General features: G+C 60.0%; 13 protein-coding genes. 5 read left to right on the top strand and 8 right to left on the bottom strand.

Features of this window, described 5'->3' with window-relative positions; genetic code table 11:
- Positions 1-3 precede the first annotated feature (3 nt).
- Entirely contained in the window at positions 4-1,785 is a 1,782-nt protein-coding gene (locus YUA_RS0114405) for a GspE/PulE family protein (RefSeq protein WP_198029416.1), read from the bottom strand.
- 107 nt (positions 1,786-1,892) lie between these two features.
- On the opposite strand from YUA_RS0114405, the gene YUA_RS0114400 reads away from it, so the two are divergent.
- Positions 1,893-2,768, top strand: coding sequence for a type II secretion system protein GspK (locus YUA_RS0114400; RefSeq protein ID WP_027531334.1), 876 nt, complete (start codon positions 1,893-1,895; stop codon positions 2,766-2,768).
- A gap of 26 nt (positions 2,769-2,794) precedes the next feature.
- Here the strand turns inward: YUA_RS0114400 and YUA_RS0114395 are convergent, their stop codons facing one another.
- The 4 genes from YUA_RS0114395 to YUA_RS0114380 form a co-directional block, all read right to left on the bottom strand.
- Positions 2,795-3,154, bottom strand: coding sequence for a hypothetical protein (locus tag YUA_RS0114395; RefSeq protein ID WP_156947122.1), 360 nt, complete (start codon positions 3,152-3,154; stop codon positions 2,795-2,797).
- Positions 3,155-3,222: 68 nt separating this feature from the next.
- Positions 3,223-5,232 (bottom strand): type II secretion system secretin GspD, encoded by a 2,010-nt coding sequence (gspD, locus tag YUA_RS43980; RefSeq protein ID WP_051383174.1) that lies wholly within the window; start codon positions 5,230-5,232, stop codon positions 3,223-3,225.
- An 840-nt stretch (positions 5,233-6,072) separates the two neighbouring features.
- Entirely contained in the window at positions 6,073-6,402 is a 330-nt protein-coding gene (locus tag YUA_RS0114385; protein WP_027531332.1) for an H-NS family nucleoid-associated regulatory protein, read from the bottom strand.
- Positions 6,403-6,642: 240 nt separating this feature from the next.
- Positions 6,643-8,103, bottom strand: coding sequence for an undecaprenyl-phosphate glucose phosphotransferase (locus YUA_RS0114380; RefSeq protein ID WP_035970984.1), 1,461 nt, complete (start codon positions 8,101-8,103; stop codon positions 6,643-6,645).
- 622 nt (positions 8,104-8,725) lie between these two features.
- Here YUA_RS0114380 and YUA_RS0114370 point away from each other — a divergent pair.
- From YUA_RS0114370 to YUA_RS43970, 3 genes are all read left to right on the top strand, one after another.
- Entirely contained in the window at positions 8,726-9,745 is a 1,020-nt protein-coding gene (locus YUA_RS0114370; protein WP_156947121.1) for an adenylate/guanylate cyclase domain-containing protein, read from the top strand.
- Between the two features lie 256 nt (positions 9,746-10,001).
- On the top strand, positions 10,002-11,189 hold the full coding sequence (wecB, locus tag YUA_RS43975) for a non-hydrolyzing UDP-N-acetylglucosamine 2-epimerase (protein ID WP_063627784.1): 1,188 nt from the start codon (positions 10,002-10,004) through the stop codon (positions 11,187-11,189).
- A gap of 3 nt (positions 11,190-11,192) precedes the next feature.
- Positions 11,193-12,701, top strand: coding sequence for a glycosyl transferase family protein (locus tag YUA_RS43970; RefSeq protein WP_051383172.1), 1,509 nt, complete (start codon positions 11,193-11,195; stop codon positions 12,699-12,701).
- A gap of 116 nt (positions 12,702-12,817) precedes the next feature.
- Here YUA_RS43970 and YUA_RS0114355 read toward each other — a convergent pair whose 3' ends face one another.
- A complete protein-coding gene (locus YUA_RS0114355; protein WP_156947120.1) occupies positions 12,818-13,114 on the bottom strand; it encodes a hypothetical protein in 297 nt (98 codons plus the stop codon).
- Between the two features lie 522 nt (positions 13,115-13,636).
- On the opposite strand from YUA_RS0114355, the gene YUA_RS43965 reads away from it, so the two are divergent.
- Complete coding sequence (locus tag YUA_RS43965; protein ID WP_156947119.1) at positions 13,637-13,891, top strand: hypothetical protein; 255 nt, start codon at positions 13,637-13,639, stop codon at positions 13,889-13,891.
- 441 nt (positions 13,892-14,332) lie between these two features.
- On the opposite strand, the gene rhaI is transcribed toward YUA_RS43965, so the two are convergent.
- Positions 14,333-15,631 (bottom strand): L-rhamnose catabolism isomerase, encoded by a 1,299-nt coding sequence (gene rhaI, locus YUA_RS0114345; protein WP_084292527.1) that lies wholly within the window; start codon positions 15,629-15,631, stop codon positions 14,333-14,335.
- The gene (locus tag YUA_RS0114340) at positions 15,628-17,724 is read right to left on the bottom strand and encodes a bifunctional rhamnulose-1-phosphate aldolase/short-chain dehydrogenase (protein WP_027531327.1); all 2,097 of its coding nucleotides are present in this window, start codon (positions 17,722-17,724) and stop codon (positions 15,628-15,630) included. The genes rhaI and YUA_RS0114340 overlap by 4 nt, the downstream gene beginning before the upstream one ends.
- Between the last annotated feature and the right edge of the window lie 124 nt (positions 17,725-17,848).

Here is a 17,848-nt window from a genome sequence, read left to right as displayed (position 1 = left end):
TCCCTAGCTCGTTCGCGACACCCTGAGAACTTCCTCGATGGTCGTCTCGCCCAGCGTCACCTTGACGAGACCGCTCTCATAGAGAGTGTGGAATCCGGCACCTCGTGCCCGCGACATCAACGCCCGCTGATCATCGCTTCTCCTGCCGATCGCTTCCCGCATCTCGTCGTCGATCACGAGGAGCTCCACGATGCATGTGCGCCCCAGATAGCCGGTGCCATGACAGGCTGCGCAGCCTACGGCTTCGCGCGCGCCCGACCAGTCGAGCTCGAGGCCGTCCGGGATAGGCCAACGCAACCGCGATGGCGCCTCGGTGCGATAGGCCGCGGGCCGCGCGCAGCTCGGGCACAGGCGGCGAACCAAGCGCTGGGCCATGACGCCGGCGAGCGTCGATGCAAGCAGGTAACGCTCGATCCCTATGTCGATGAGACGGGTGATGGCGGCAACGGAACTGTTCGTATGCAGGGTCGAGAAAACCAAATGGCCGGTGAGCGAGGCCTGAACGGCAATGCGAGCCGTCTCCAGATCGCGTATTTCGCCAATCATGATGATGTCGGGATCCTGACGCAGGATCGAGCGAAGCGCAGCAGGAAAATCGAACCCGATCTGAGGCTGGACCTGAATCTGGTTGATGCCACCGAGCTGGTATTCGATGGGATCCTCGACGGTGAAGAGTTTTAGCTCCGGACGGTTCAATTCCTTCAACGCCGTATAGAGCGTCGTGGTCTTGCCGCTTCCCGTCGGCCCGGTCACCAGGATGATCCCGTTCGGCAGCGACATCAGTCCATGCAGGCGGGCTTGCACGGCCGGATCCAGGCCAAGCTTGAAGAAGTCGAGTTCGACCCTGGTGCGATCGAGAATCCTCAGGACCAGGCTCTCGCCGAACGCGGTCGGCAGCGTGGCCACGCGAACGTCGATCTCGACGCCGCGGACGGCAGTCTTGATCCGACCGTCCTGCGGCAATCTTCGCTCGGCAATGTCGAGCCTCGCCATGATCTTGATCCGGGTCGTCAGCGCGGCCCTGAGCGTCGACGGAACGACACGTTCTTGCTGGAGAAAGCCGTCGAGCCGGAAGCGAACCACGACCGCATCACGTCCCGGTTCGATGTGAATGTCGGATGCCCCGCGCTCAACCGCACTGGCTATGATCTGATTCACGAGCCGGATGATCGGCGCCTCATTGGCGATGTCGCGAAGACGCTCGACGTCGATCTCGTTTCCGTCGATATGGCCCCCGGCAATCGTGTTCGGATCGCCATCGACGGACTGGGGAGCCGCGTCCTGATAGAGCTTGCGGAATGCGTGCTCGATGTCGGCAGGCGCGATCACCGCGAGATCGACATGACAGCCGAGCATATAGCTGATTGCCCTACGCCCCTCCTCGTTGAGGGGGTCTACTGCGGCCAGCACCAGGGAATTGCCGTGCGCCGAGATCGGCAGCGTACGGCTGGCTTTCAGAAAGGGCAGCTTCAGACGATCCGGAAGAACCGGCTGCAACGGGATGTCGGCCGGTCGAACCACCGGAAGCCGGCAATAGTCGGCATACGCCGCGCAGAGATCCGCCTCGGAGATGAGCCCCAGTTTCACCAGGACGACGTCGAGGCGCTCGGACGTGGCATCCGAGGCCCGTCTCGCCCGGGCAACCGCACCGGCATCGACGAATTCTCCACGCATCAAGAGCCCCGCGAACGCATCGGCGAAGCCATCGTCCAGGGGTCCCAGGACCATGGCCGGGCCGGCCGCCGGCGCAGCCTGGCGTGTCGGTGTCTGTGTATCGCCTGGCATTGGCTCGAAGGTCCCGATCTCAAACGCGGACCCCGACGCTAGAGCGATTTTGTTAAGGAAGGCTTTTCACACTTTATTTGCCATTTTCATTTACCAAGCGGCAATCAATGCGGCTGACTGACCATCATACCTTGCGAGCAAGGTCCAAGCCGATTGCGCCGGCCCATGAGCACGCTCATCCTGGTCGCCGCGGCTTCGCCCTCGTCACAGTGATCTGGGGACTTGGCCTGCTGACCGTGCTTGGAACGGCAGTGATCGTAGGCGCACGCTACCGGGCCAAGACTGCCACGGCCGATAGTATGGTCGCATCCACGGCGGCGGCGGCGGAAAGTGCGGTCAATCTGGCCATCTCGGTCATTCTTGATCCCGCGCCGGACACCAGCTTTCCGCGTCGCTGCCGTTTGCCGGAGGGCGAGCGCGTTGACATTGCCGTCGAGGAGGAGATCGGCAAGGTCGACCTCAATGCCGGCAATTTACCCACGCTTGAGCGCTTCTTCGTCGGGCTCACGCGGGATAAGGCACTGGGAAGCAGGATTGCCCAGAACGTCGTCGACTTTCGCAAGCCTCCGCAGGCCGGCACCCTCGCCAAACAGGCCAAGAGCTCCGGTTTTTCGACCATCATGGAGCTTGATCAAATCGACGGCATTTCGCCTTCGGTATTCCGCGCGGCCGCTCGCTACACCACGGTGCTCTCCGGTCGCGTGGAGCCCGCGCCCGAAGCGGCAACGGCTGCCTTACGCATTCTCATGAACCTCGATCCCAGCCGACCGGCGCGCCGACGGCCAGCCCTGCCTGGCAGCGTCACCATCAGGGCCGACGTCAGCGCGCCCAACGGTTCACGCTACATTCGGGAAGCGCTGGTCTCGTTTGGAGCCGCGTCCGGACAACTCTACGTCATCCGCGAGTGGCGTCGCGGCGACGTGGTCGGTGAGCCCGGGAAGCGATCCGACGGCGAAGTCCTGCACCCCTGCTTCAAGCTCTGAAGTCAGACCGACGCAGTCCCCGCCGCTCACCCCTTCGAACGAAGGACCTGTTGTGGGCGCGAATTTCTCGCGGATTCTTCGAGGCGTTCGCGTTCCTCCGCGACCGCCGGCCCTGGCTCCATCACCGTACAGCCCTTTGTGCGCTGGAGATCCGTCAGGGCATCGAGTCGTCGGCGTTCGTCCATCAGCTGCTTGGGCGCATCAAGCGGAAATCTGTCGGAATCGTAGCCGGCCAGAGATCCGGCGGCGAGCCAATATTCGAGCCGGGCAGCGCGCTTGACCGAAAAGCGAAACGACCCCGCGATCGCGTTGCAGGACATGGACTCGTCGACAGGCAGCAGCATATAGGGCGCCGGCGGATCGATCACCAAGGGCTGTTCGGTCACGCAGCCGGCCAACAGAAGTGGCAAAACGCAAACCCTGCCCAGCCAGAAAACCGTGAGAGCGGAGCGTGTCACGGCGTCACCAAGCGCTGCGCCGTATTGTAGGGTGCCCGCTGACGCGTCGAAGCGTGCGGCATATAGACGTTCATTTTGCGCCGATATTCCTCGGTGACCAACCGGCTTTCCGTGCCATCGCGAACCACCTTCGGAGTGATCAGGATGACAAGCTCGGTCTTTTGAACCGAGTCCTTTCGATTTGCGAACACCGCTCCGATGCCGGGGATATCTCCGAGGATCGGCAACTGGTTGCTGCTCTTGTTCGCGCTGTCCTGGATCATGCCGCCGAGCGCCAGGACCTCACCATCACTCACGACCACCGTCGTCTTGACGCGTCGCTGCTGAATGGTCGGAGAATCGATGTTCGAAGTCGTGGTCTTCACGACACTACTGACTTCCTGCTCGATATCGAGCTGCACACGCCCGCTCTCATTGATCCGCGGCGTCACCGAAAGAATCACACCGGTATCCTGCATCGTGATGGAGTTCACGATCGCTGTCTGCGCGGTGACCGTGCTCGTCGCCGTCTGGGTCGTGATCGGAACCTGATCGCCGATCTGGAGGCGCGCCGTCTTGTTGTCCAGCACCATCAGCGACGGCGTCGAGATGATATTGACGTGAGTCAGCGCGTTCAGCGCGCTCAGGGTCGCGGCTATGTTTGCCGTGTTGACGGCATAGTTGAAGCCGGGGAATGAGGCGGCCACGCCACCTGCGAGGGCATTGGAGAATGTCGCAGTCGGAGTGCCGTTCTTGGCAAACTGCCACTGCAGCCCGAACTGGAGGTCGTCGTTGAGAGACACCTCGGCGATCACGGCCTCGATCAAGACCTGGCTGGCCACCACGTCGAGCCCCTGCACGACACGCAACACACGTTGGTAGTCGCGATCGTTCGCCATAATCAGCAGCGAGTTCTTGGTTTCATCGGCAACGATCTTCATGATCGGCTCGGGAGTGCCGTTCGATGCAGAGCCATTGTCAGCGATATCGGTGGCCTGGCTGTCGAGGTCCGTGTTGGAAGAACGCGATGTTCCAAGCGTATCCGCCGTCTTTCCCAGCCCGGCTTGCATCGTGGGGTCCGAAACACCCGCGCCAATTGTTGAAGATTTCGTCGAGTCGCTTGCGAATGAGACCTGCCTGGATTTCGGCGAGACGTTACGGCCCGTCGGGCGCACGACCTTCATCTCCTGCGAGAACATGGACTGAAGGATTCCGGCGAGTTCAGCTGCTGTCCGGTTCTGGACCTGGTAGACGTGCAGTTGCGGTTCTGTGCCGCTTGCGCGGGCATCGAGGCGCCTGATCCAGGATTGCGCACGCGGCAGGTAGCTTGGATTGGAGGTCACCACCAGGATCGCACCAAGCCTCGTATTGGCAATGAACCGCACCCTCCCCTTCAGAGGGCCTTCCTTATCCGAGGCAAATACCGCTTTCAGCTCGTCGACCATCTTTTCAGGCTGAGCGGCCTTGACGGGCACAACTGCGAAAGACATGCCCTTCATCACATCGACATCAAAGATCGAAACCGAGTCGAGCATGCTGTCGATTTCGGCTTGTGAGCCCTTCAACGCGATGATGTTGCGTGCGTCGTCGGCCTGAACGATAGCGCCCTTCGGCACCATCGGCTCAAGCACACGAGCCACCTCGGTGGCGGCGACGTATTTCAGCTGCACGATGCGAACGCCACTGCCCGTGACTGCACTGTTGGTGGCATCGCGGATGGTGCTTACGGCCCCGGTCGCGGCCTGGTCGGCCGGGGCGATCCGGTAGATGCCACGGTTCTGTACCAATACTGCACCGATAGGCGCGATGGCCGTCTGGAAGAGCTCGAGGGCGTCCGCCTTGGAGACCGGGCTACTGGTCTGGACCGAAACAACCCCATCGACCCGGGGGTCGACCACGTAGTTGACGCCGATCAGATCGCCCAACACCGTCTTGGCGGCCTGCTGCAGGGGTACGTTGGCCAGATTGAGGACCACATCGCCGTTGGCTGCCGCTGAGCTCGACCTGGCGGCTGTCGAGCCGATCATTCGACCGTCGCCCCCTTCAACGCTGGCGACCGCCTTGGACGAGGGGGTTGGAAGCGCAATAGCCCCCGTCGGCATCAGATCCTGAGCGTTCGCCTCGAGCGATACCGGCTGGCCGGATAGCTTGGGCTGAGCGTTCAGGGTTGGACTGACGATTCCCGGGGCGCCACAGCCAGCAACCAAGCCTGCGAGCAAGCAAACCACAGAACCCGTGAGAGGGCCACGAGACATCGGCAAAAGGTGCTCCGAACATGGAAAGGCGCACGCGCGGGAATTCGAGCGTAAAGAATGGGTAAATCATCATGGTTAACCCAACGTAAAAAGTTCCATGAGGCCGGGATTGCGTGGCCGGCAATTGGCTACCAAGGGGCCCGACGAACCCGTCCCCCAACCGCCGGATACGATGCAGCGCTCCGAGCACGCCTGTTACGCCCGAGCGATACCGCGAGGACGCGCAGAACCCCGCTTCCGCGCAGACCCTGTCGGCAGTGATCCAATCAGTCCCAGAGGAGTTCGACGGCTGGCAGCCGTTACTTGGATTGGCACCCCTGGCGACAGACCTGAGCTTGGCTGTCGCAGGAGGCAATGCACGGTGCGCCGAGGGTGGTAGGGCAAACCCGCCTACATGCCGCATTTTGGTTGTCACAATTGGATATGCAAGCATCGGCGGCGGCGTCAGCCAATCGCAGCCTTGCCGGGCTGAAATTTCCAGCCCAGACGCTCCCGAGCGGAGACAACGCGATGCAAACAAAAAGGGTCAGAGCGATTCGCAAAAGAACCTCCTGCTTTGGGTGCAGCGTTCCGCCGCAACGCGCCACGCACTTCGCGGGCAGCCGGGACAAGCTATCCGTTCGAGATGAGGAAATCCTCGATCGAGCGGCCGGTCCGCAGAGCGGCGGCAAGCCATTTCGGTTGTTTGCCTCGACCAGACCAGGTCTCGTGCGGAAGGTTGGGGTTGCGATATTTCGGGTGAACTCGCGGATATGGACGCTTCGGGCGCCGCGACGCCTCTGAAGGAGCATTCACCGCGTCATTCTCCCGGCGAAGTTGCGCCAAGCGCGTCTCAAGGGCGCGTTTTTCGGCCGTCAGCCGAACTGACAACAACCGGTTGAGCTCCTCATGGAGCTGCCAGAGCTCATCTAACGAGAGGCCGTCGAGGTTCGGTTTCTTCATCAGTGCGTCATAGCGTATGTGTTTCCGGCTGCCCAATCGCAGACCCCTGATTCGATTTGCCAATAATGTTGCAGTTTTCTCGCTTTTTCCAATCGCCAATTATTTTGGTAATAGCATGGCGGAAGCGGAGAACCGGGCGGAACGGGCTAAATATATAGAAATTCAACAGCTTGTCAGGCTGCCTGGGCGCGGAAATTTGGTGGTAAGCCGAATTACGGAAGAAACGACAAAGTGGTCCGCCTAATATGCGTTTCGCTTCCGTGCGACCTCAAAAAAGGTCTTGATCAAGATCTGAATATCGAGCCAAAGGCTCCAATTGTTAACGTACCAGAGGTCGAGCCTCACACGCTCGGCGATGTCTTCGACCGTGGGCGTAGCGCCCCGCGAACCATTGCACTGGGCCCATCCCGTAAGGCCGGGCTTCACATGATGCCGAAACGCGTAGTCTTCCAGTATCTTTTCGAAATAGCTGTCGTGAGCCAGGGCATGCGGTCGGGGGCCGATCAAGGACATCTCCCCCTTCAGGACATTGAAGAGCTGCGGCAGCTCATCGATGCTGGCGCCGCGCAGGAAGCGTCCGATTGATGTAACGCGCGGATCCTGGCGCGTCGCCTGGACGACGACAGGACCATCTTCCTGCACCTTCATGGTGCGGAATTTCAGCATTACAAATTCCTTGCCATTGAAGCCTTTGCGACGCTGGCGGAAAATGACCGGCCCTTCGCTGTCCAGCTTGATGGCGATCCCAGTGAGAATCAGAATTGGAAACAGGAGGCTCAAGGCGACGCCGGCGACCACGATATCCATGAACCGCTTGACAAAACGCTCCGCCCCACTGAGCGGAGCGCGCTGCACCTCGACCGCAAGCACGCGTTGGCGGGCGGATGACACAAAATTGGACAGCGATCGGATGTGCAAGTCGGGCAGCAATCGCGCCGACACCGGGAGATTCTTGAGGTGTTCACGCACGAAGTCGATCCGTACGTCGTCATTCCATGGCAGCACCAACAGCACCTCACGGCAATTGTTGCGGCGAATGAAATCTCCAACCGCCCCAAACGTATTCTTGTCTGCGACCAGCCGCTCTCCGGGATCAGGATCTCCGCTCAGGCGGAATTCCTTGACATCCGTCGCGCCAAAGAGGGCAAGACGATCACGAGGGCCAAGGGCGGCCAACTCCCGATGGTCTCCGACGAGGACTGCGTCCAAACGCCTGATGCCCCCCCTGGTCACCGCCGAAGCCAGGTTCGCTTTCGTGAACCTGCGCACTGCCAGCAGACCCACGGGGGCAACGAAATAGAACGTAACGAACGCGCCGCGGGAATAGTCGCCGCCGATCTTGAGCAGGAATGCGAAGAACGCCAGCAAAATGCCGGTGCTGAACCAGCAGACCAGGATCTGCGTAATCTCGGTCCCTGGCTTGGCGCTGTCGGGAAGGTCATAGTAACCGATCCCACTCATCCTCAAAATGTAGATGAAGCTGGCCATGAGACCGACTGCGCAGCACGGAAGAAGGTTCGGAATCGAGGTGCCGGTAACGACGTGATACCCCAATCCTCCTCCGACGCACGCAAGGATGATCACCAATGCGTCCACGGTGGAGAGCACATAGGGAACGAGGTCTAGGGACCACAGGGTCCCCTTGCCATGCGCCTGATCGACCTTATGCGACTCTTCACGGAAATCCGATCCGATCGACATCGAACGCCACCCAATCCCAACGACCTAATAACCAGGAAATTGAACCATGGAACCTAGGTTTTCTGATAACTCTTTGTTAATATAGTTTAAAGTAGACTTAATGGGGCTCGGAAGCAACGAGATAGTTCCCTTCGACATCGATCTTTTCACGAGATAGAGCGCTTTTCTTTCGCGGCCTAAATAATTGGCAGCAGCTTCGGCTCCAAAATTCAAATGTGCCCATCCTCGTCACGGCGGCGCTGGTTGCGATGGCGTCAGGTACGCTCGCCTTGTGGCCGGAACGGCGTCTGGGCGCTTAACCGCGACGGCTATCCGCTCCTCCTTTGCCGGCTTGCTTTGCCGGCTTGTGCCATCTGCTGCGACCAAACGCTTCGTCGCCCTTGCTTGGCTTCGTGGAAAGCCTCAGGTTGCGGCGCGAGATACGGTCTCAGCGCCCAATCCTCGCCCCGAGCACCGCGTTTCACCATCGATTTTACAATGCCACGAGGACAACCAGCATTGTCCTGATGAGAAGCCTTGCGAGTTTGTCGATCGCAAGAATTGCGCGCCGCGTCGCTGGCGGACTATAAGTTTCGGAGTTTTTCCCGTCCGGTGCGCCTTCAATGGCCTTGGAGATGATTAAGTGGTTCATCGCGAAGCTCCGAAATCGTTCCTGGTGAGTTTTCTTTTCACTGTGAGGCGATTGCTCGGAATTGCAACTTTCGTCCTTGTTCTCGTCTTACTGATCCCGAAGGTCTTTCTGCTCTTCGACAATCCCAAAAACGCAAGCTTTTCGGCGACCTTGCTCGAGGCGCGCGACGTTGTTCTGAAGAAATCGGCTCCGCTCCTGCACCATTACATTCCCACCAACATCGCCGGCGCTGACCGCTCGGACTGGATTTTGATCGGGCTCGCCATGATCGTCACGTTCATCGCCGGCTCGCTAGCGCAAAAAAGCCAGCAATCGCTCAATCGACGGTTACTCCGAAAGTCGGCGCAGGCTTGGCGCAAGAAGGAAGGCGTCAAGCCGGGATCTGCACTGGACAATGAGTTGGAAAGCACCTTGAGGGTCGCGGAGGCCGGAACCACGGTCAATCGGCAAGAGCTTCTGCGCGTTTTCGCCGAGACCAAGAAGAAGCTCGATTCCTTCGGCCGCGAAGTTGCTTTTCTGGCGATCGACGTCGTCGGATCGGCCGCGATGAAGACTGGCGAAGATCCGGCATCAGTTCAGTACGACTTCGCCGAATATCGAAAACTGGTGGAGCGTATATTCCGCGCTCGGGGAGTCCTGAAGACCGCCTGGACGCCCGACGGGGTCATGGCTTGCTTTGCCCACGTGGAGGACGCCTGCCAGGCAGGAAAGGACGTGATCAAAAGCCTAAGAGCGTTCAATAGCGATGTGAAGATTTCCAAAGCCGATTTTTCGGTACGCTGCGGGGTCAATGCCGGTCTGGTCTATTTCGACGACTCGACCCAGCTGGAGACCATCTCTGACCGCGTCATCGATATCGCCGGCCACATGCAAAAGCACGCCGAGCCCAACACCGTGCTCATCGCAAGGAAGGTGATCGAGCCGCTGCGACAATTGCAGGAATTCACGCACACGAACCAGATCATTGATGGTTACGAGGCAAGCGTGTGGCGCGAGCGGCCGGATGCCTAGCTAGCAATTGTCAGCCAGTGGTGGCCGAGCCGGGGTCGGGGCGACATTCCGGTCCTATTCCTTGGCCCCACCGGACCGACAATATTTACCCTCTCCGGTCAATCATTTGAAATTGGGCGAAAATACCGAAACATCAATTGTCTGGCGCAAACGCTCAGTTTAAAGTGTTATTTGGATTAAACCTTGAGACATTCTCACCCGGCCTTGCGCGGCACAAATTCGGCGGCGCTAGCACGTCGATTTTTGGGGCTTATGCATGCATCACCCGCCTCAGGTTCAATTTTCGCGTTCTATTCCTTTGCGGACCTTTCTAATCGTCATAGGCACCCGTCCAGAAGTCATTAAGGTGGCTCCTGTCGTTCGTCGCTTGCGCAGCGTGAGTTGGGCCAGCGTGAAGATCGTCGCGAGCGGCCAGCAGAGTGACCTGCTTGACCAAACTCTGGCCGAGTTCGGCCTGAGGCCTGATATTACGATCCGCCATCGCGATGCGTCATGCGGCCCGGCGCAGGTCGCTAGCCGTCTTATCCATAGACTGGACCGCATCTTCGGAGAGGAGAAACCGGACTGTGTTCTGGCCCAGGGAGACACCACGACGGCCTATGCAGCTTCGGTCGCCGCCTTCTACCGCAAGATCGCCTTCGCGCACATCGAAGCCGGATTGCGAACGTCGGATCTCGATTCGCCGTTTCCCGAAGAGTTTCATCGGCGGGCCATCGCGGTTTCTGCAACCCTGCACTTCGCTCCGACCTCGGCTGCGGCCCGAAATCTGATCGACGAGAACGTACCGAAGGACAAGGTGATTGTCTCGGGCAATACGGTGATCGATTCGCTGCTCGAGGTTGCGGCGACCAAGCCCCCGCCTCCGGCCGAGTTTCTATATCGCCGGATGATATTGCTAACAGCGCATCGCAGGGAGAACTTCGGTTCGAAATTGCGGGATGCGCTCACGGGGATTCGCGCATTCGTCGATCTGACACCGGACGTGGGTGTGTATTTCCCGGTTCACCCAAACCCGAATGCACGCGACGCTGCCTTCGAGATCCTCTCCGGCAATCCGAGAATCCATCTTGTCGAACCGCTCGGATATCGCGAGATGGTTGCTGCGATCCAGAATGCATGGTGCGTCGTCACTGACAGTGGCGGCCTGCAAGAGGAGGCTCCGGCGCTTGCCAAGCCCGTCCTCGTGCTTCGCGATCTCACGGAACGCCCCGAGGCTGTCGCCTCTGGTGTCGTCGAGCTCGTCGGCACCTCCCGCGAGGGCGTCTTCAAATCGCTCTACGCCCTGCACAAATCTCCGGCAAGATACACCCAGATGGCTCGTCCGGTGTTTCCCTATGGCGACGGTCATGCCAGCCGAAGAATAGTCGACGCTCTCTATCGACATTTCTCGACCGCTCAGGAGCGGCAAGATGCGGCGATCGTTCCTCTTCAATATGCATCGTAGCCCATGACAAATCTGACCGCCTTCCTGCCCCAATATCTCTATGCGATTGAAATCATGATGCTCACAGCGGGCATCATCATCGCCATTTCCAGCTTCGACGATCTTCTGGTGGATCTGCTGTACTGGAGCGGCCGGCTGCTCGGGACCACGAGGGGCAGATCGAGCGAATTACCCGACGTCGAGCTTCTCGAGCAGCTGCCGGAGCGGCCGCTCGCGATCATGATCCCGTGCTGGAAGGAGCACGACGTGATCTTCTCGATGCTGTCGTCCAATTCGCGGCTTCTTCGTTATCGCCAGGCCCACTACTTCGTAGGCGTCTATCTCAACGATCCCTTGACCCAGGACGAGATACGCAAGGCACAAAGTCTCTATCCGAATATCCACATGGTTCTGGTCCCTCGCGATGGTCCAACCAGCAAGGCGGATTGCCTGAACCAGATCGTGTCGGACATCTTCATGTTCGAGGCCGAGCACGGCATTCAATTTGCCGGCGTCGTCATGCATGACTCCGAGGATCTCATCCATCCGTTGGAATTGAAGCTCTTCAACAAGCTCGTCGACATCTACGACTTCGTTCAACTTCCGGTCTATTCGTTCTCCCGTCCCATTCTGTCCCTGGTCGGCGGAATCTACATGGACGAATTTGCGGAAATGCACACCAAGGATCTCGAAGTCCGGCAACGCATTTCAGGCGTCATTCCCTGCGCCGGCGTTTCCGCCTGCTTCAGCCGAGAGGCTATCCTGCACCTCGTCGACAAGAACCAGGGCGAAGCGTTCCGCGTCGCATCCTTCACTGAAGACTACGACATCGCTTTCCGCGTGTCCGAGCTTGGCTTCAAGTCGGCCTTCATCGCCTATCCCGCAAGCTACTCCATCGATATCGACATCGATGCGGGCGCCCCCGGTATCCTGCACCGGAGTCTCCCGATCGCGACCCGCGAATTCTTTCCCTCCGGGCTTGAGGCCGCCTACCGGCAGCGAGCGCGGTGGTTGTTGGGGATCGTCTTTCAGGGCACCGAGGAAATCGGCTGGAAGGGCGCGCTCGGAACGAAGTACTTCCTGGTGCGAGATCGAAAGGGCGTGATAACGAGCCCGGCCGTGATGCTCGCATATTTTGCGATGGCCAATCTGATTGCCTTCGAACTGTTTCGATGGTTCTTCGACCCCAACCTCGAATTGAGCTATACCCTGTTGTCGACCGACTGGGTCAGGACCCTGTTCTGGGTGACGTTCGCGTTCCTGATCTGGCGCCTGTTAAATCGCATGATCTTCACGGGCATGATCTACAACCTGCGACATGCGTTGATGTCGGCGCCGCGGCTCATCGTCGGCAACTTCGTCAATTTCTTTGCGACATGGCGTGCGGTTCGCATCTACACGAGTCATCGTCTGTCCGGTCGACCGTTGGTATGGGATAAGACGTCTCACTCTTATCCGATCCAAATGGGTGAGCTTGAACTCCCCATCCCGGCCGAACCGGCCGCGAACATTCCCGGCGCCCCTAAGGCATGAAAAGCGCGTGGCGGTTTTTCGAAAAGACCAGGCTCACACAATAAGCTGGAGCGCGACGAGGATTCATCCCAATCTCATCGCGCTCTGGTCGCGTTCAAGACGTTGTTCGAACCGGCTTAAAGATACGACGGCTCGCGCGCGCCGAATACACTGCGAAAAGCCGTGCGCACGACCATGAAGCCGCCGCAGAGCCCGATGGCGGCGAGCTGCAGCTCCGGATGTAGCACAACCGAAACAAGCACGGCCCAACCGCAGACGATTGCGAGGATATCGAGCGATTTCTGTCCGCGTGGATGAGGCGGAGCATCCAGGCCCTGGTCGAGCGCCGCAGCGATCACTGCAAGGCCGTCCACGGCATCCCGGCCTGGAGGCACGGCAAACTCGGTCAAAATACGGTAGTTGCTAGTAGACATTAACGCCCCCGTCGCAAGCCTCTTGCGGGCTCCACGAGGGCATTTGACTTCGGAGCCTATTTCGTCCGACTCAAATCGATTGCTACAGTTTTACTGACTCCCGCGTTTTCGACGGCGGAAGCAGCGCTTCATCGGTGATGGATAACTCCCGCTTAACGGATTCCTTTCAAAGCCAACTTCTTGCATGGGAAGGTAGCATTGATGCAGTTTTGAACGCGTGAAGCGCGACTTCGTTCCGAAGCCAGAGATGCTATTGCCACGTCCGGATGCGCCGCCCGCAGCCTCCATCCACACGAACGCGGCGTTCCACGAGAGCTCGCGAGGCCTTTCGATGCGAGCGCTTCAGCGTCTGGGCGCCTAAGCGCCCAGGCCGAACGAAACCCGGGCCTGGTGGGTCGCCCGCTCAACGCGCGTCGCGGGAAAGCACGCCAATCCAACCAACAAGATAAAATTTTGCCCTTTAACTTAAACCAGCGATAGACGAGCCGGAGGTAGCTTCACGGGGACATTTGGAGTCTCCACGTGACGATGCTCGCCGCCTACACCATATTGATAGGGCTCATGCTCGGACTTCGGTATCGCGTATTCGTTCTGCCGCCGGTCATTCTGGTTGGCTGGCTCGCCATCGCTGCGATCTCATCGCAACCGTGGTCGTCGGCCCTGATCTTCGCCGTCCTGCTGCAGATGAGCTATTTGACAGGGACGGTTCTCAGGGGTTCCACCAGAGCAACCATCGCTCAGCCAGTGGATGCGGTTTCCGGCTCTAACGTGCATTGAGCTGCCTGCTGGCATCGAGGGAGAGGCGTTGCTGGCCAGCAATACCATATGCCTGCCTCTGCTCGTCCGCGCCTAGTCTACAACCCGGAGAACGGCTTTGCATTGTGGCTTTGATAAACTTGAGATGCGAGATGTCGAGCCAAGCTGCCGTCGTTCAGGATAGTTCTCACCGAGCGAGAAAAATAGCCAGGGCGAGCTCAGCGAGGAGCCGTGTACTTTAATCCTGGACCGGTCACAGTCGTGAACTCGTTGTACATTTAGACGCTTGAAGCGGACGCCCGCATACAGATCGGGCAAAGACGCTTTTCCGTACATTTTCGTGAGCACCACCGGCCTCACCGGCAGTATCAGTATGATCTGCTATCAGGCCTAGGGTGACGACGCGTTTTTGCCTTCTCACCGGCGCGCTTGCGACCGTCCGAAAACGAGCGATCGTCTTCCCTAGACGATGCCTGCCGAAGTCCCGCCGACGACGGGGCGTTCCCTCGCCTTTCGCGCCCGATAGCTGGACGCGCGATAGGCCGCGATTGGCGCGATTGCCCCGCCGGCCCGCATGCGGGCGACGGCGAGGAGCGGCGAGACGTCGGTGGTAAAGGCACGTTTCAATTCGAGATGCGCACCGAGCGCGTCATTGGCCTCTTGCGCCGCTTCAAGCGCTGCGCGATCGACGATTAGCGCCTGCGCATAGGCGCGCTGCAACTCGATCGCCGATTGCATCAGACTCTCGATCGGATCGGTCACATTGTGCGACTGGTCAATCATATAGGCGGGCGCGAAGCCTTCCGCCCTGCGGCGCTCGGCGTCGATCAACTCGTTGAAGACCAGAAACAGCCGGAACGGCTCGACCGAGCCGCTGTCGAGATCGTCGTCGCCATATTTAGAATCGTTGAAATGGAAGCCCGCGAGCTTGTTGAAGCGAACGAGCCGGGCAACGATCTGCTCGATATTCACGTTCGGCGCATGATGGCCGAGATCGATGAGGCAATACGCGTTGGGCCCGAGTTCCTGCGCGACCGCAAAACTCGTGCCCCAATCCGAGATCACGGTGGAGTAGAACGCCGGCTCGTAAAGCTTGTGCTCGAGGAACACCCGCCAGTCGGCAGGCAGCGCCGCGACGATCTCACGCATCGCGTCGATATAGCGGTCGAGCGCTTTGGTCAGATTCGATTGGCCCGCAAAGTTCGAGCCGTCGGCGATCCAGACGGTCAGCGCCTTCGAGCCGAGCTTGCGGCCGATCTCAATACATTCGACGTTGTGGGCGATGGCCTGCGCGCGCACACCTGCATCGGTATGCGACAGCGAGCCGAACTTGTACGAAAGGTCTTGCCCCGGCTGATCCTGGAAGGTGTTCGAGTTGACTGCATCGAAGGCAAGGCCGTGACTCGCGGCCTGTTCCCGCAAGGCGCCATAGTCGTCGACCTTGTCCCACGGGATATGCGGCGAGATCGTCGGGGTTGCCCGCGCCAATCGCTGGATCACGGCGCAATCGTCGATCTTCTCAAAGACATTGCGCGGCTCACCCGGCCCAGGAAATCGGGCAAATCGCGTCCCCCCTGTGCCGACGCCCCAGGTCGGAATGGCGACGCCGAAGGCGATCACCTTCTGCACCAGGGCATCCGCATCGATCCCGTGCCGCGCCAGCGCGCGCTTCAGTCCGTCATAGTCTTCTGCGGTCGCGTCTTCGAGCTGCGCATTGTGCTCGGCGATGAAATCCGCGCTGATCGAGAACGGCGTGCTCATCGCGTGAAGGCCTGGGCGTTGCCGGCATCGACATTGAGGATGTTGCCAGTCGATTTGGCCGAAAGGTCGGACGCGAAGAAGTAGACGCCCTCGGCGATATCCTCCGGAAAAACCGACAGTTTGAGCATCGATCGCTGGCGGTAGACTTCCTCGAGCTGGTCTTCCGCAACCTTGTTGGACGCCGCACGCTGCTGGCGCCACTCACCCTCCCAGATCTTCGAGCCGCGCAGCACTGCATCCGGATTGACTGTGTTGACGCGGATGCCATGCACCGCGCCTTCCAGCGCCAAGCAGCGGGCGAGATGGATCTCCGACGCTTTAGCGGCGCAATAGGCCGAGGCGCCAGCCGAAGCGGCAAGGCCGTTCTTCGAGGCAACGAAGATGATAGCGCCGCCGGCGTTCTGGCGCTGCATCAGCCGGAACGCCTCGCGCGAAACCAGGAAATAACCCGTGGCGAGAATGTCCATGTTCCTCTGCCACAGTCCGAGACTGGTGTCCTCAACAAGCGAAGCGGAGGCGATCCCGGCATTCGAGACGACGATGTCGACACCGCCAAAGGTGCGCGCGGCCTCTTCGAACGAAGCGATCACCGCCGCCTCGTCGGTCACATCGAGCTTCACGCCGATCGCCGCGTCGCGCCCATGGCGCTTTGTGATCGCCGCGATGCGCTCGCTCAACGCCTTCTCGTCGATATCCGCAATGACGAGGCAAGCGCCTTCGCCAAGCAACCGCTGCGCGGTTGCCCCGCCGATGCCGCCAGCGCCGCCGGTCACATACGCGATCCGCCCGGCGAGCGATTTCGGCTTTGGCATGCGCTGGAGCTTGGCCTCTTCCAGCAGCCAGTATTCAATATTGAAGGCCTCCTGCTCGGCAAGGCCGACATACGCGCTGACGCCCGAGGCGCCGCGCATGACGTTGATCGCGTTGACGTAAAACTCGGCCGCAACGCGCGCCGTCGCCTTGTCCTTGGCAAACGTGAACATGCCGATTCCCGGAACGAGATATACGACCGCGTTTGGATCGCGCATGGCCGGCGAGTTTAGATGTTTGCAGCGCTCGTAGTAGGCGGCGTAGTCGTGCCGGTAAGCGGCGAGAACGTCGTCGAGGCCGGCGATCACCTCATCGAGATTGTCGCGCACGGGGTCGTAGGGCAGCAGCAATGGACGGATCTTGGTGCGAAGAAAGTGATCCGGACAGGAGGTGCCGAGCGGCGCCAGCTTCGTCAGCGCGCTGGAGTTGACGAACTCCAGCACCTCCGGCGCGTCGGTAAAATGGCCAATCTTGCGCTCGTCCACGGAGATCTTGCCGCGGATCAGCGGCATCAGCCTGGCCGCGATCGCGCGGCGCTTTTCCGGTGTGGCCGTTTGGACCTTGGCACCGCCGAAGGCCGGCTTCTGCTCATATGCGGCAAGCCAATCGGCGGCTTGCTGAATCACACGCAAGGTCATCTCGTAACAGGCTTTCGACGTCTCGGCCCACGTGAAGAGCCCGTGGCCGCCGAGGACCACGCCGACATGGTCGGGATGACGCGCGGCCATTTCGCCGAGCTTCAGGCCGAGGTCGAAGCCGGGCCGCTGCCATGGCAGGAACCCGAGCCTGCCGCCGAAAACCTCGCGGGTCAGACGCTCGGCGTCGACTGAGGCTGCAATGGCGATGACCGCATCGGCATGAACGTGATCGACGTGCCGGTGCGGCACGAAGGCATGCAAGGGTGTATCGATCGAAGTCGCGCGCGGATTGAGATCGAAGGTGCAGTGATTGAACAAGGCGACCATCTCGTCCTCATGGGCGAGGCCGCGATAGAGGCCTTTTAGGCCCTCGAGCTTGTCGAGATACAGCGTCGAAAAGCCGTCGCGCTTCATCGAGCCGATGTCGCCGCCTGAGCCTTTGACCCAGAGCACGCGTACGTTCTCGCGCGTCAGCGGATCCTTCATCTCAATCTTGGCCGAGGTGTTACCGCCGCCGAAATTGGTGATGCGCAGATCGGCCCCGAGCAGGTTCGAGCGGTACAGCAATTGATCTGCTTCATCGAGTCCGGCGGCGAGCGTGTCGTCCCATAGATTTGGCAGGGGCGTGGCCGCGACCTCGCTCATTGCGCATTCTCCCTGTGCTTGATCTCCGGGCAGCTTAGGCCACGGATTCAATCAAGGTCAATCACCGGCACTCAACACTGCGACGCAATATGATTGATGCAGCGCGATACTGAGCGATTCTGAC

It is taken from the genome of Bradyrhizobium sp. WSM3983 (assembly GCF_000473045.1).
Classification (GTDB): Bacteria; Pseudomonadota; Alphaproteobacteria; order Rhizobiales; family Xanthobacteraceae; genus Bradyrhizobium.
This window is presented reverse-complemented; position numbering and strand designations above follow the sequence as displayed.